The following is a 14,052-nucleotide window of genomic DNA, read 5'->3' on the forward strand; positions in this document are numbered from 1 at the left end:
CCCGGCCGCGTCCGCGGCCCCCTCCGCGACGCCCGTGCTCTCCGTACGCGGGAACGGTCCGGCGGCGAGGTGCTCCTCGCGCGACGGCGCGGAGAGCCAGTGGGAGGAGCGCTGGAAGGCGTACGTGGGCAGGACGGCCCGCCGCCCCGGCGCCAGCCGTGCCCAGTCCACGGCACCGCCGTGCACGTGCAGGCCGCCGAGCGCCCCGAGCAGCGCGTGCGCCTCGGGGCGCGAGCGGCGCGCCGTGGCGAGGAACAGCGCGTCGTCCCCGACGCAGTCCCGCCCCATCGCCGCCAGTACGGCATCCGGCCCCACCTCGAGGTGGGTGCGGACGCCGAGCGCCTCGACCGCGCGCATCCCGTCCAGGAAGCGCACGCCTTCACGCGCGTGGCGCACCCAGTGCTCGGGCGTGGTGAGCGCGGCGTCGGCGGGACCGCCCGTCAGATTCGAGACCACGGTCAGGTGCGGGGAGTGGTACGTCAGCCCCCGCGCGACCTCGCCGAAGGCGTCGAGCATGGGATCCATGAGCGGCGAGTGGAAGGCGTGGCTCACTTGGAGGCGCCGGGTGCGGCGGCCCTTCTCCTCCCAGTGCCGCGCCACGTCGAGGACCGCTTCCTCCTCGCCCGCGATCACCGTCGAGACCGGCCCGTTCTCCGCGGCGATCGCCACGCGGTCCTCCCGGCCGGCGAGGGAAGCGGTGACCTCGGCCGCGGAGACCTGGAGGGACACCATCGCGCCGCCCGCGGGCAGTTCCTGCATCAGCCGCCCGCGCGCGGCCACGAGGGCGCACGCGTCGGCGAGCGAGAACACCCCGGCGACGTGGGCCGCGACCACTTCGCCCACCGAGTGGCCCATGACGACGGACGGGGAGACGCCGAAGTGCCGCAGAAGCCTGTACAGCGCCACCTCGTACGCGAACAGCGCGGGCTGCGTGTACCGGGTCTCGTGCAGCGACCCGGCCGCGTCGCCGCCCTCCTCGGCGAACATCACCTCGCGCAGCGGGACGTCCAGTTCGGGGTCGAGCAGCGCGCACACCTCGTCGAGGGCGTCACGGAAGACCGGGAACCGTGCGTACAGCGCCCGGCCCATCCCGGCCCGCTGGCTGCCCTGGCCGGTGAAGAGAAGGGCCGGCTCCCGGCCGGTCGCCCTGCCCCGGACGACGGCCGGGGACGGTGCGGCGGCGGCCAGGGACTCCAGGCCGGCCAGGAGGCCCGCGTGGTCGTCGGCGACGACCACGGCCCGGTGCGCGAAGTGCGTACGGGTGCTGCCGAGCGAGTGCGCCAGGTCCTCGACCGGCAGATCCGGCTTCTCGTTCAGGTGCCGCACGAGCCGCTCGGCCTGCCCGCGCAGCCCTTCGGCGGTCCGCCCGGACACCGGCACCGCGAGGGGTGCCCCCGCCGGGACCGAGGCGTCCCCGGGTGCCTCCTGCCGCCAGTCCGAGAGCACCAGGTGGCAGTTGGTGCCTCCCATGCCGAAGGAGCTGACGCCCGCGAGAAGCGGGCCCGGCCCCGCGTCCTCGCGCAGTGCGGTGGGCCGGGTGGCCACGGCGAGGCGGAGGCGGTCCCAGGGGATGCGGCTGCTGGGGTGCTCGAAGTTGAGGCTGGGCGGAAGGGTGCCGGTGTGCAGGGAGAGCACGGCCTTCAGGAAGCCCGCGATGCCCGCGGCGCCCTCGAGGTGCCCGATGTTCGTCTTCACCGACCCGACGAGCAGGGGGTTGTCGGCGGCCCGTCCCTCGCCCAGCACCGCGTCGAGCGCCGCGGCCTCGACGGGATCGCCGACCGGCGTCCCGGTGCCGTGCAACTCGACGAAACGGATCTCGGCGGGCGCCACGGTGGCGTCCTCGCAGGCCCGCCGCAGGACTTCCTCCTGCGCGGCGCGCCGGGGAGCGGTGAGTGTCTCGCCCCCGCCGTCGTTGTTCACGGCTCCGCCGCGTACGACGGCGTACACCCGGTCGCCGTCGGCGAGCGCGCGCCGCAGTGTCTTGAGGACCACGACGCCGCCGCCCTCGCCGCGCACGTACCCCGAGGCGCGGTCGTCGAAGGTGTACGTGCGGCCCTCGGGGGACAGCGCGCCGAACTTCTGGGCGACGGCGAAGCCCTCGGGGAGCAGGTTGAGGCTGACGCCGCCCGCGAGAGCCAGCTCCGACTCCCCCTTGCGCAGGCTCTCGCAGGCGAGGTGGACGGCCACCAGCGAGGATGACTGGCCCGAGTCGACGACGAGACTGGGGCCGCGCAGACCGAGGGTGTACGACAGGCGGTTGGCGATGAGGCCGCGGCTGGTGCCGGTGATCGTGTGGTGGTTCGTCGCCCCCGCGCCGTACTGGTGCGTCAGCTTGGCGTAGTCGTCCCAGATGGCGCCCAGGAAGACACCCGTGGCGCTCTCGCGCAACGCGCCCGGGACGATGCCCGCGTGCTCCAGCGACTCCCAGCCGAGTTCGAGGGCGAGCCGCTGCTGCGGGTCCATCGCGGCGGCCTCCCGCGGTGACACGCCGAAGAATTCCGGCTCGAAGCCGTCGACTCCGTCGAGGAAACCGGCCCTCGGCACCTGCGTGTCCGCGGGGAAGGAGGGGCGGTGCGCGGGCACCGGTCCGCCGGCGTCGTGTCCCTCCGAGAGCAGACCCCAGAAAGCGCCGGGGCTTTCGGCGCCGGGGAAGCGGCAGGCGAGCCCCACGACGGCGACGGCGTCCTTCGGTGCCGCGGCTTCCTCGGGGCGGTCGGCAGTGGGACGGTGGGCCATGTTCTTCGCTTCTCCCTGTGAACGGCGCGTGGCGGGACGGCCACACGCGCGGGACGACGGATACGGGGCGATTGGACGGGCGTGCGGGAAGGGGACCGCCGGGGCGTGCCCGTGACGTCCCGGCGGTCCTCGCGGCTCCGGTGCATGCTTCCGGCGGGCCGGCTGCCGGCCCGCGTCCGGACGCAGCCGGGTCCGGGACCGGTGCGGGACGCTCCCCGGCCGGAGGCCCGGGAGCGTGCCGGGTGGGGCGGGACCGCGCGGACGGGCGCTACTCGTACACGTGGAAGCCGCGGCCGGTCTTCTTGCCGAGCAGCCCGGCCTCCACCATGCGCAGCAGCAGGCCGGGCGGGGCGTAGAGGGGCTCCTTGAACTCCTCGTACATGGCTTCCGCGATGGACACCGTGGTGTCGAGGCCGATGAGGTCCGCGAGCCGCAGCGGGCCCAGCGGGTGCGAGCACCCCAGCGTCATCGCGTTGTCGACCACCTCGACGGAGGCCAGCCCCGTGTCGACCATGCGGATGGCCGAGAGCAGGTAGGGGAAGAGGAGGGCGTTGACGACGAAACCCGCGCGGTCGGGCGACTTGATCGCCGTCTTGCCGAGCCGTCCCACGACGAAGCTCTCGGCCCGCGCGCTGATGGCCGGGTCGGTCAGCAGCGAGTCGACGATCTCGACCAGGGGCAGCACCGGCGCCGGATTGAAGAAGTGGAGCCCCACGACATTGCCGGGCCGGCTCGTGGCCTTCGCCAGCCGGGCCACGGACAGCGAGGAGGTGTTCGTCGCGAGGACGGCGTCCGGGTCCTGCACGATCGCGTCGAGCGAGGCGAGCAGCTCCCGTTTGAGGTCCTCGTCCTCCTTGACGGCCTCGATGACGAGCTGCCGGTCGCTCAGGTCCTTGAGGTCCTGGGTGAAGCGGATCCGGGCGAGGGCCGCCTCGCGCTGCTCCGCCGTCAGCTTCCCCTTGCTCACGGCCCGGTCCAGGGACCGCGCGATCCGCGCGGGGCCGGTCTGGAGGGACGCCGACGAGGAGACGACGACGCGCACGTCGCAGCCCGCCTTCGCGCACAGCTCGGCGATCCCCGCGCCCATGATGCCGCTGCCGACGATCCCGATCCGGTCGGCACTCTGCCGCAGGTCCGCGGTGCTCATGCGGCCACCCCCCAGCGCAGCAGGGCGGAGCCGATGGACATGCCACCGCCGAAACCGGCCAGCAGCACCAGGTCTCCCGGGGAGAAGGCGCCGTCCCGGTGTGCCTCGTCGAGGGCGACGGGCACGGAGGCGCTGCCGACATTGCCGTACTTGTGCAGGGTGCGGTGCGTGACCGCGTGATCCAGACCGGCCGAGCCGACCAGTTCGCGGAGCATCACGCCGTTGGCCTGGTGCGGTACGAAGTGGTCGATCTCTTCCGTCGCGACGCCGAGGCGCCGGGTCAGGGCGGACAGGGCGGGCGGTACGTGCTCCGCGACGAAGTCCCGTACGCCGCGCCCGTTCATCCGGAAGAAGTGGCCCCCCTCGGCGAGGGTGGCGGCCGATGCCGGGTTGCGGCTGCCGCCGGCCTCCACCCGGATCAGGTCGTGCGCGTCACCGCGGCTGACGAGGTCCGCGCCGAGGAGACCGAACGGCTCCTCGACCGGGCCGAGCAGGGCGGCCCCGGCGCCGTCGGCGAAGAGCACGGCCGTCCGCCTGTCCTCGAAGTCGAGGATGCGCGAGTACAGGTCGGCGCCGATGACGAGCGCCCGGCTGCCGGGCCTGCCCGCGGTCAGAGAACGCGCCACCTCCAGCGCGTAGACGAAGCCGCTGCACACGACGTTGATGTCGAAGCACGCCGCCCGGAACGCGCCGAGCGCGTCCTGGACGAGGTAGGAGGTGGGCGGCTGCGGGAAGTCGCCCGTCGAGGTCGCCACGACGAGGTAGTCGATCGCGTCGGCGGTCAGGCCCGCCTGGTCGAGAGCGTTCCGGGCGGCATGGGTCGCGAGATCGGAGGTGGCCTCGTCCGGCGCCGCGTAGCGGCGGGAGACGATCTCCGTCTTGCGTTCGATCCATTCCGCCGTGACTCCGGCGCGCGCGGCGATCTCGGCGTTGCCCACCTCGTCCTTCGGCAGGTATGAGCCCGTCGCTATCAGTCCGGTCCGAGTGGCCGCCATGTCATGCCGCCCTTTCCTCGGCCGGTACCGGCGCGAGGGACCGGGGGGCACGCAGCGGGTTGATCCGCTCGTGTCCGAGCCGCGCGCGGGTGACCGGGTCGGTCACGCCGAGACCCTCTCGCGGTGCCAGGCACAGGACACCGACCTTGCCGACGTGCTGGTTGAGCTGCACCCGCCGCGTCGCCTCGCCCACCTCGGAGAGCGGGAAAACTTCGGAGAGGACCGGGGAGATGTTCCCGAGCCGCATCAGCCGGTTGAGTTCCCACTGCTCCTGGAGGTTCGCGGCGTGGCTGCCCACGATGCGCTTGAGGTTCATCCACAGGTACCGGTTGTCGAACTGGTGCTGGTAGCCCGTGCTGGACCCGCAGGTGACGACCGTTCCGCCGCGCCGCACGACGAAGACAGAGATCCCGAAGGTCGCCTGGCCGATGAAGTCGAAGACGACGTGCGGGTCTTCGCCGACCGCCGCCCTGATGGCGCGGCCGAGGCGCTTGCCGAGTTCGATGGTGCGGTCCGGGGTGAGGGCGTCGTCGCCGCCCAGACCGATGTCCCGCCGGTTGATCACGATGTCGCAGCCGAGCGCCCGCAGCAGCGCGGCCTTTTCCTCGGATCCGACCACTCCGATCGGGATGCCGCCCGCGTTCTTGACGAGCTGGACGGCGTAGCCGCCGAGTCCGCCGGTCGCTCCCCAGATGAGGACGATGTCGCCCTGCTTGATGCGCGCTCCGTTGTCGCTGACGAGCATCCGGTAGGAGGTGGCGGCGGTCAGCAGGACGCTCGCCGACTCCTCCCAGGTCAGGTGCGGGGGCTTGGCCAGCAGCTGGCTCGCCCGTACGACGGTGTAGTGCGCCAGACCGCCGAAGTTGGTCTCGTAGCCCCAGATGCGCTGCCCCGCGCCCAGCATGCCGTCCCCGTGCGTGGCCGGCTCCTGGTCGTCGACCTGCACGCAACTGATGACGACGTGATCGCCCGGGCGCCAGTTGCGCACCCCGGCACCGGCCCGCACGACGACGCCCGAGGCGTCGGAGCCGAGCACGTGGTACGGCTGGTCGTGGCGGCTCGCGTACCCGCCCTGCCGGGCGAACCGGCTGAGGAAGTCGAAGGTGGCGACGGGCTGGAACATCGCCGACCACACGGTGTTGTAGTTGATCGAGCTGGCCATGACGGCGACCACGACCTCGTCCGGCGCCAGTTCCGGCATCGGGACCGGGCCGACCTGGAGGGACTTGCGGACATCCCGCTCGGGAAGGCCGTCGAACATGTTCCGGTCTTCGACCCGTAGATGCGTGGCCTGATAGTGGTCCGGAAGTGGGGTCCGCTCTATTTCCGCCGGGTCCGCCCCCGCGAGCAGAGCTTCGGACAGCGCATCCATGCCAAGCCTTTCCATCGGATAGCCAACTGCTCCAAGGTGGGAATCGCAGTGACGTGGAAACGCTAGCCAAAGGCACTCGGTGTCTCGAACCCTTAGTCGCCCCCTAAAGGCCACCCCGTAAGGGTGGCCTTTAGGGGCTGGCGGCGGCCTTTAGGGGTTCCGGTCCGGGGCCGCATGGCGGAGGGTGACGCTGGCGGGACCCGTCCCGCTGACGGCCCGCCGGGCGGGAGGGGCGCCGAGGCGACGGGCGGGGGCCTTGCGCGGGGCTTCGCGCCTGAAACGGGAAAGCAGTACGGGTTCAGGAAGGCGGGTGCGGGGCCGGGTTGGTAAGGCGGTGCGGGGTCGGGGGGCGGTGCGGTGCGTGAGGCCGGGCGGGCTCGGGAAAGCGGTGAGGTGCGCGGAGGCCGTGGGGGCTCGGGAAGGCGGCGTACGCTCCCGTCAAAGAATTCCTGCCCTTCCGCTCTTGCCCTGCGGAAAGAGGCCCTAGTGAACTCGTGTGGCAAAATTCCGGAGGTGGCTCGGGTTTTTCCCTGCGTTTAGTCGCCCCCATTGATCGATACCGGCGACCAGGACTTTCCCGTCGTCACCCCCTGACGGGACGAGCGGGACGGGGGCTCCATGGTGGTTCCGCACGTGTGCTTGGGCCGGATCACGCCCCGTCACTCCCGGCGCGCCGAGGGTCTCCGCCCCAACGTGGCAAGAGGAACGGCGAGTTGCCGTAGAAGCGATGGTGGGGCCAGGGCGGGCTGGCGGGGGCGGACGCGGGCGGGGCCTTCGCTGCGCTGCGGGAGATCGACCCGGAGCAGGTTTGGCCGTGCCGGCTGACGGCCGGGCCCGGGCCGGTGGCATGGGGGCAGCGTGTACCTGCGGCAGTCGCCCGGCGGCCGGACGGTCGCGGTCAAGATCGTCCGGCCGGATCTGGCGGGGAAGCCCGGCTTCCAGCGCCGGTTCGCCCGCGAGGCGGCCGCCGCGGCCGTTCCGGTGGGAACGCGAGGGGGGGAACAGCGCGTCGCGCCGCTCTGCCCTCGGAACCCCCGCTCTGCGGCGGGGCCTTCGGATGGTGCCCCAAGGCAGGACTCGAACCTGCGGCCAAGCACTTAGACGTCGTTTCTTATGCCGCTCTGACCGACGTGAGAAACGACGTCTAAGTCGTTCAGGGCTCTCCAAGCTAAGGGTTGTCCCGTAAGTGATCTTTGAGTCGCCTCGGGCATGGCGGGGCCGCAGTGCGGGCCGCTCACCTATCCGGCGAGGGCGAAGTTGTGCATCCGGGCGATGCCGAGCATGGTGTGATGGACGCCGTCGCCTTTGAGGCGGCAGTCGCGGAGGATCTTCCAGGTCTTCATGCGGGCGAAGGCGTGCTCGACACGGGCGCGGACCTGCTTGTGGGACTTGTTGTGTTCTTCTTTCCAGTCCGGGAGTTCAGTCTGACCGCGTTCGCGCCGGTGCGGGATGACGAGTCCGGTTCCCGGGTAGCCGCCGTCGGCGATTGTGGTGGTCTTGCCGACGGCAGCTTTGACGCCGGACTCCTCCCACGCCTTGCAGTCGTTGCGGTTCCCGGCGAGCGGCCGGCCGACCACGACGACTAGGCGGGTGTCGGCGTCGATGACGACCTGGTGGTTGGTGGAGTACCGGTAGTTCTTCGACCGCTCGGCGACGGTGTGGTCGCGGGTGGGGACCAACGTGCCATCCACGATGAGCACGGCGTCCTTGGCGAACCGCTTGCGAGGCTGGAGTGCGAGTAGCGGTCCAAGGTGGTCGATGATGCGGTCCGCCGCCGACTTCGACACCCCGAACAGCGGCCCGAGCTGGCGCATGGTCAAGTTCGTTCGCCAGTAGACCGCGACCAGCAGTGCCCGGTCCTCCAGCGGAAGGCTCCACGGGCGGCCCTTGCGGACCGCATCCGCACCCTCACGACGCAGCACCGTCACCAGTTTGCCAAACTGCCGCGGGCTCAGCCCGGTGAATGGGGCTATCCAGGACGGCTCCGACGCCGTGATCACACCAGCCACGGCGAGATCGTCTCACCTTGATCAGGCTCCGGGGCCCGCCCGCCTCTGGCGGGAGACATCTGAGTCGCCCGCACGGAGTCGGCATGAGAGCCTCACGCCCGTGGCTACTGAAACCGAGGTGGGAGAGCTGTTGTACCGGCGCGGCTGGCGGACGGCATTTACGGTCGCTGAGAGAGTGAACGCGTGGGCCGCGCTGGTGAGCGCTATCGAACGCGGCTACGGCGACGACATCTACGAGTACACCAACGACCTCTACTGCCGAAACTGGCTGCACGAGGCGTGGCTCCTGCTGAACGAACACATCGTCCAGCTCTGGACCCCGCAGATCAAAGTTCTGGACGACCGGTACAAGGCCGCGACCATCGACGACGACGGCCAAGCACTCGACCAGTTCCACAGGCTGCCCAGTCCCGACCTGTGGTGGTGGCGGCGACACCCCCGCATCCTCACCGGAGACCTCGGACGTTCGCTTCACTCGGCCGGTGCCGTCGGCGCTGCCCCGGACACCGCGTGACCCTGAGCCTCGCGGGATTACGGGACAAGTCTTAGGGAGAAGTGGGCGCTGGGTGAGGCGTATGCAGATTCCGGCTACGTCGTGGTTCACGAGACCGGCGAAGCCTTCACGATCAGGCAACTTCGCCGACACGCCTACCGGCTCATTGAGAGCCTCGGCCTCCGGAGAGTCCGCCTCTATGACGACCATTCGTCTTGCTTCACTTACCTGGCGAACAATGGTGTGCCAGATCACATCCTCGCGCGGTGGGCCGGTCATACGAGCGTCAAGACGACCAAGAACTGGTATGTGAAGCCGGACGTCGAAGATCTTCGCGGAGCTCCCACAGTGTGGGATGGCTTGCACGGCGGTGCGACGGAAGAGCAGGTGTGAGCTGGCCGGTCTTCAGGTCGCGCGACTTGGAAACTGCGTGGCCCGCAACCCCGAGGTGCACTGGGAGTTCGTCCGGCCGTGAAGCGGAGGTTGCCCGGATCGCGAGGCTCGCCCCGCTATGGCCCGGTCGCTAAACAAGGGATGGCTGAACTCGTTCGCCACTCGGTGTTAGAGCTGCTCGTCGGGAACAGCCCAGAAAGCGCTCAGCCGACGCAGTCCATCCTCCCAGTAAAACCACTGTCGACACGATAGCGAGTGCGGGACTCGCACTTGGGGCTTCTGAAGGTTGCGCCGGGGAGGTTCCGCCGTGGTGAGAGGGACAAGAGCCCCCAGACCGAGACCGGCGATGTGGGATCTCGTGAGAGATGAGAGGGTCTGAGGGTGAGCGAGATATCACCGAAACCCCTGCAATACCGCCTTGACGGGCCAGAACATGCGCCCGTCCTCGTCCTCGGACCGGCCCTCGGTACCACGTGGCACATGTGGGACCGGCAGGTTCCGGAGCTGAGCAGACAGTGGCGCGTGCTGCGGTTCGACCTGCCCGGGCACGGTGGCGCGGCCGCCTATCCGGCGGACTCGGTGGGGGCGCTCACGGACCGGCTCGTGCACACGCTGGAGAGCGCCGGGATACGGCACTTCGGGTACGTGGGCTGCGCCTTCGGCGGGGCCATCGGCATCGATCTCGCGCTGCGCCACCCGGAGCGCCTCGCCTCGCTCGCGCTCGTCGCGACCGCGCCGCGCTTCGGCACGGCCGATGAACACCGCCAGCGCGGCGTCGTCGTCCGGACGAACGGGCTCGACCCCGTTGCCCGTACCTCTCCCGAGCGGTGGTTCACGCCCGGGTTCGCCGGCGCGCAGCCCGCCATCACCGACTGGGCGGTGCAGATGGTGCGCACCACGGACCCCGGCTGCTACATCGCCGCCTGCGAGGCGCTCGCGACCTTCGACGCGAGCGCCGTGCTCGACCGCGTCACCACGCCCACGCTCGTCGTGGTCGGCGCCGAGGACACCCTCACGGGACCTGCCCAGGCCCGTACCCTCGTCGCCGGGATCAGCGACGCGCGCCTCGCGCTCGTCCCCGGCGCCGCCCATCTCGCCCCCGTCGAACAGCCCGCCGCCGTCACGGAGTTGCTCGTACGGCACTTCTCCACGAGCTGGTCGCCGCAGGCCGCCCTGCCCGTCGCCGCCGCGCCCACCACCGCGCCGCCGCTCGCCGCCCCGCGCCCCGAGATCGCCCCGTACCTTGGCACCCCGGGCGCCGACGGCGGCGCGGACACCCGCACGGCCGGGCTGCGGCTGCGGCGCGAGGTGCTCGGCGACGCGTACGTGGACGCCGCGCTCGCCGCGACCGACGAGTTCACCGAGGACTTCGAGGACCTCCTCACCCGCTACGCCTGGGGCGAGGTGTGGCAGCGTCCCGGACTCGACCGCCGCCACCGGGCCTGCGTCGCACTCGGGGCCCTCGCCGCGGCCGGGCACTTCGAGCAGTTCGCCGTGCACGTGCGCGGCGCGCTGCGCAGCGGACTCACGCCCGCCGAGATCAAGGAGGCACTGCTCCAGATCGGCACGCACTGCGGACTCGCCACCGCCGAACGCGCCTTCCAGGTCGCACGCGAGGTCGTACGCGAGGAGACGAGCCCGCGCGAGTAGGACACGACCGCGCGGGGACACCGCCGCGCGGGGGCGGGCCCCTGAACCGCCGCCCCCGCGCGGTGCGCGAGGATGGGACACATGGAGCTGATCAAGAAAACCCACGCCTGCGTCCGTCTGGAGCACGAGGGCCGCACCCTCGTCATCGACCCGGGCGCCTTCAGCGAACAGGACGCCGCCGCGGGTGCCGACGCCCTCCTCGTCACCCACGAGCACCCCGACCACTTCGACGCGGCCAAGCTGAGCGCCGCGCTGGAGGCGAACCCCGCGACCGAACTCTGGACGCTGCGCTCCGTCGCCGAGCAGCTCTCCGCCGCCTTCCCCGGACGCGTCCACACGGTCGGGCACGGCGACACCTTCGAGGCCGCTGGCTTCGACATCGAGGTGCACGGCGAACTCCACGCCGTCATCCACCCCGACATCCCGCGCATCACCAACATCGGCTTCCTCGTCGACGGCACCGTCTTCCACCCCGGCGACGCCCTCACCGTCCCGGAGCGGCCCGTCGAGACGCTGCTCCTGCCGGTTATGGCCCCGTGGAGCAAGCTCTCCGAGGTCATCGACTACGTGCGCGAGGTCGCCCCGCAACGCGCGTACGACGTCCACGACGCCCTCCTCACCGACCTCGCGACCCCGGTCTACGAGGGCCAGATCGGCGCGCTCGGCGGCGCGGAGCACCACCGGGTCAAGCCGGGGACGCGGCTGACGGTCTGAGGAACCGCGGGCACGCGCCGGAGGCGCTTTCACGGGGCCGGCGCGGGCGTACGGGCCGGCCCCGGCCCCGTGCCGGGGGAGCGCCCGTACGAACACGGCGGTCCCGAGCCCCTGCGCGGAGCGGCGTTGTCGGAGGCGGCCGGTAGGTTGGTCGGCATGCGTATCGCGACGTGGAACGTGAACTCGATCACCGCCCGGCTGCCGAGGCTGCTCGCCTGGCTGGAGTCGAGCGGCACCGACGTGCTGTGCGTCCAGGAGACCAAGACCACCGCGGAGGGCTTCCCCACGGAGGCACTGCGCGAGGCGGGCTACGAGTCCGCCGTGAACGCCACGGGCAGGTGGAACGGCGTCGCGGTGATCTCCCGCGCGGGACTCGACGACGTGGTGAGCGGACTGCCCGACCAGCCCGCCTACGACGGCGTCATGGAGCCCCGCGCGCTCGGCGCCACCTGCGGGCCCGTCCGCGTCTGGTCGGTGTACGTGCCCAACGGACGCGAGGTCGGCCATCCGCACTACGCGTACAAGCTGGAGTGGCTGGAGGCCCTGCGCACGGCCGTCGCGGGCGACGCCGCCGGCTCGCGGCCCTTCGCCGTCATGGGCGACTACAACGTGGCCCCGAGCGACGAGGACGTCTATGACGCGGCCGTCTTCGAGGGCCTCACCCACGTCACCCCGCCCGAGCGCGCCGCCCTCGCGGAACTGCGCGGCACGGGCCTCGAGGACCTCGTCCCACGCCCCCTCAAGTACGACCGCCCCTACACGTACTGGGACTACCGCCAGCTCGCCTTCCCCAAGAACCGGGGCATGCGCATCGACCTCGTCTACGCCAACGCGGCCTTCCGCGCCGCCGCGAAGGACGCCTACGTGGACCGCGAGCAGCGCAAGGGCAAGGGGGCGTCCGACCACGCGCCCGTGGTGGTGGACCTGGACGTGTGAGCCCTGCCGCTCGCGGCTGCCTCAGCGCGGGCGCAGCGCGTCGAGGTCCACCGCGCCCGCCATGCGCGTGAGTGCCGCGGCGGACGGGTGCAGGTGGTCCCCGCCGTCGTACGCGGGGAGCAGCCGTCCGGGCCGCTCGGGGTCGCGTACGACGCGGTCGAAGTCGACGACCGCGTCGAAGCCGCCGCCGCCCTCGCGCAGCCACGCGTTGACGGCCCGCCGCCGCGCGTCCACCTCGGCCGTGCACCGGCTGCCGCCCCCGCACGGCGTGAGCGTCGCGGCGAGTACGCGTACGCCCCGCGCCCGCGCCCGGCGCGCGACCTCGCCGAGCGCGCTGCGCACCTCGGCGGCCGAGGAGCCCCAGCGCAGGTCGTTGAGGCCGAGGTAGACGAGCGCGGTGTGCGCGGAGGTCTGCGCGAAGAGATCGCGATCGAGGCGGTGGGCGAGCCGTACGCCGCTCGTGTCCTCGTTCATGCCCGCGCCGGGGTAGCGGTCCTTCAGGAGGCGGTTCGCGGTGAGGGCCTGGTTGAGGACGCCGTAGTGCGGGACGGTGTCCTGGGCGCGCAGCCGCGTGGCGAGCGCGTCGGTCCAGCGTTCGTCGGCCCCCGTGCGCGTCTTGGCGCCGGTCGTCGTGGAGTCGCCGAGCGCCACGACGCTGCCGGGCCCGCCCGCCACGTCGAGCCCGGTGAGCAGCGGCCAGTAGTCCAGTTCCTCGGCGAAACCCGTGCCCTCGCGGTTCCCGGTGCGGTCCCCGGCGGCGTCGGCGACGTAGCCCGGCTGCTTCGCCGCCGTCCGCACGGGCAACGAGGTGACGCGCCCCGGCAGCGAGACACTCACCAGCAGGTCCGTCCCGGCCTCCACACGGAAGGGCAACGGGTCGCTGCGCAGTTGCGCCCCGGCCGCGAGCGTCACGCCCTCGTGGCCGCCGAAGCGCAGCGGCACGGGCTTCCCGCGCGCGCTCGCCCCCTGCTCGCGGACTGCGACGGAGACCCGCCCGAGCCGGACGGGGGAGGCGGCGAAGGTGTTGTCGAACCGCAGCCGCACCCGTTCCCCGCCCACCGAGGGCCGTACGACGAGGCGCAGGGTGGGGTCCTGCCAGGGCCCGACCCGCATCCGCGCCGCCGTGGCGGCCGACCAGGAGCCGGTCCAGCCGCTCGTCCGCGGACGCACCCCGAGCGCGAAGACGTGCAGGCTCGCCGGGCCGAGCGGATCGCGCGGCAGCGTCACGGCACGTACCGCCGCGTCGTGCCGCAGCGGCACCGTCACGACGTACAGCGCGGCGCGTGCCTTCCGGGGGCCGTCGGTGGTGCTGATGCGGGGGAGGGCGACGGCGCTGGTGGCGAGGGTGCCGGTGCGCCAGTCGGGCGCTTCGACGCGGAACGAGGAGCGGTGGCCGTCCGCGTACTCGACGCTCCCGCGCCCGAGCGCCCGGCCGCCGGTCGCCGTGACGAGGAAGGCGAGGGCGTCGCCGCGTCCCGTCACGCGCACTCTCTGTCCGTCGGCGCGCACGTTGTCGGGGGCGCCGGGCGCGGGGTCGGGCAGCCGCAGGGGTGCGCCGGCCACCGTGAGCTCGGCGCCGGGCGACCAGCCCGCGTCGCGCAGGGCCT

General features: G+C 72.3%; 10 protein-coding genes and 1 pseudogene. 5 read left to right on the forward strand and 6 right to left on the reverse strand.

Annotation, left to right across the window (positions count from 1 at the left end; genetic code table 11):
• The 4 genes from G3I42_RS26765 to ccrA form a co-directional block, all read right to left on the reverse strand.
• On the reverse strand, positions 1-2,736 hold a 2,736-nt coding region (locus G3I42_RS26765; protein ID WP_164290119.1), incomplete at its 3' end, for a type I polyketide synthase.
• A 268-nt stretch (positions 2,737-3,004) separates the two neighbouring features.
• On the reverse strand, positions 3,005-3,883 hold the full coding sequence (locus tag G3I42_RS26770) for a 3-hydroxybutyryl-CoA dehydrogenase (protein WP_164290120.1): 879 nt from the start codon (positions 3,881-3,883) through the stop codon (positions 3,005-3,007).
• Positions 3,880-4,878, reverse strand: coding sequence for a ketoacyl-ACP synthase III (locus G3I42_RS26775; RefSeq protein ID WP_164290122.1), 999 nt, complete (start codon positions 4,876-4,878; stop codon positions 3,880-3,882). The genes G3I42_RS26770 and G3I42_RS26775 overlap by 4 nt, the downstream gene beginning before the upstream one ends.
• Position 4,879: 1 nt before the next feature.
• The gene (gene ccrA, locus G3I42_RS26780) at positions 4,880-6,250 is read right to left on the reverse strand and encodes a crotonyl-CoA carboxylase/reductase (protein ID WP_164290124.1); all 1,371 of its coding nucleotides are present in this window, start codon (positions 6,248-6,250) and stop codon (positions 4,880-4,882) included.
• An 858-nt stretch (positions 6,251-7,108) separates the two neighbouring features.
• Here ccrA and G3I42_RS37890 point away from each other — a divergent pair.
• Positions 7,109-7,222: pseudogene (locus G3I42_RS37890) on the forward strand (serine/threonine protein kinase); the annotation flags it as partial.
• 266 nt (positions 7,223-7,488) lie between these two features.
• Here G3I42_RS37890 and G3I42_RS26785 read toward each other — a convergent pair.
• Entirely contained in the window at positions 7,489-8,259 is a 771-nt protein-coding gene (locus tag G3I42_RS26785; protein ID WP_164290126.1) for a transposase, read from the reverse strand.
• Positions 8,260-8,359: 100 nt separating this feature from the next.
• On the opposite strand from G3I42_RS26785, the gene G3I42_RS26790 reads away from it, so the two are divergent.
• From G3I42_RS26790 to G3I42_RS26810, 4 genes are all read left to right on the forward strand, one after another.
• Entirely contained in the window at positions 8,360-8,773 is a 414-nt protein-coding gene (locus G3I42_RS26790) for a hypothetical protein (protein ID WP_164290128.1), read from the forward strand.
• 852 nt (positions 8,774-9,625) lie between these two features.
• Positions 9,626-10,795, forward strand: a complete 1,170-nt coding sequence (locus G3I42_RS26800) for an alpha/beta fold hydrolase (protein WP_239096699.1) — start codon at positions 9,626-9,628, stop codon at positions 10,793-10,795.
• 81 nt (positions 10,796-10,876) lie between these two features.
• Positions 10,877-11,509, forward strand: coding sequence for an MBL fold metallo-hydrolase (locus G3I42_RS26805; protein WP_164290134.1), 633 nt, complete (start codon positions 10,877-10,879; stop codon positions 11,507-11,509).
• 156 nt (positions 11,510-11,665) lie between these two features.
• Positions 11,666-12,445 carry an exodeoxyribonuclease III gene (locus G3I42_RS26810; protein ID WP_164290136.1) on the forward strand — a complete coding sequence of 260 codons (780 nt, stop codon included), beginning with the start codon at positions 11,666-11,668 and terminating at the stop codon, positions 12,443-12,445.
• A gap of 21 nt (positions 12,446-12,466) precedes the next feature.
• Here the strand turns inward: G3I42_RS26810 and G3I42_RS26815 are convergent.
• Positions 12,467-14,052 (reverse strand): GDSL-type esterase/lipase family protein (locus G3I42_RS26815; protein WP_239096700.1); only part of this gene is annotated, 1,586 nt, incomplete at its 5' end.

Source organism: Streptomyces sp. SID11385, assembly GCF_010548245.1.
Taxonomy (GTDB): domain Bacteria; phylum Actinomycetota; class Actinomycetes; order Streptomycetales; family Streptomycetaceae; genus Streptomyces.

Bases quoted from the DNA above. Each gene is read 5' to 3' on its own strand.
- G3I42_RS26770 (WP_164290120.1), bottom strand. From the start codon at position 3,883: ATGAGCACCGCGGACCTGCGGCAGAGTGCCGACCGGATCGGGATCGTC.
- G3I42_RS26775 (WP_164290122.1), bottom strand. From the start codon at position 4,878: ATGGCGGCCACTCGGACCGGACTGATAGCGACGGGCTCATACCTGCCG.
- ccrA (WP_164290124.1), bottom strand. From the start codon at position 6,250: ATGGATGCGCTGTCCGAAGCTCTGCTCGCGGGGGCGGACCCGGCGGAA.
- G3I42_RS26800 (WP_239096699.1), top strand. From the start codon at position 9,626: ATGTGGGACCGGCAGGTTCCGGAGCTGAGCAGACAGTGGCGCGTGCTG.
- G3I42_RS26805 (WP_164290134.1), top strand. From the start codon at position 10,877: ATGGAGCTGATCAAGAAAACCCACGCCTGCGTCCGTCTGGAGCACGAG.
- G3I42_RS26810 (WP_164290136.1), top strand. From the start codon at position 11,666: ATGCGTATCGCGACGTGGAACGTGAACTCGATCACCGCCCGGCTGCCG.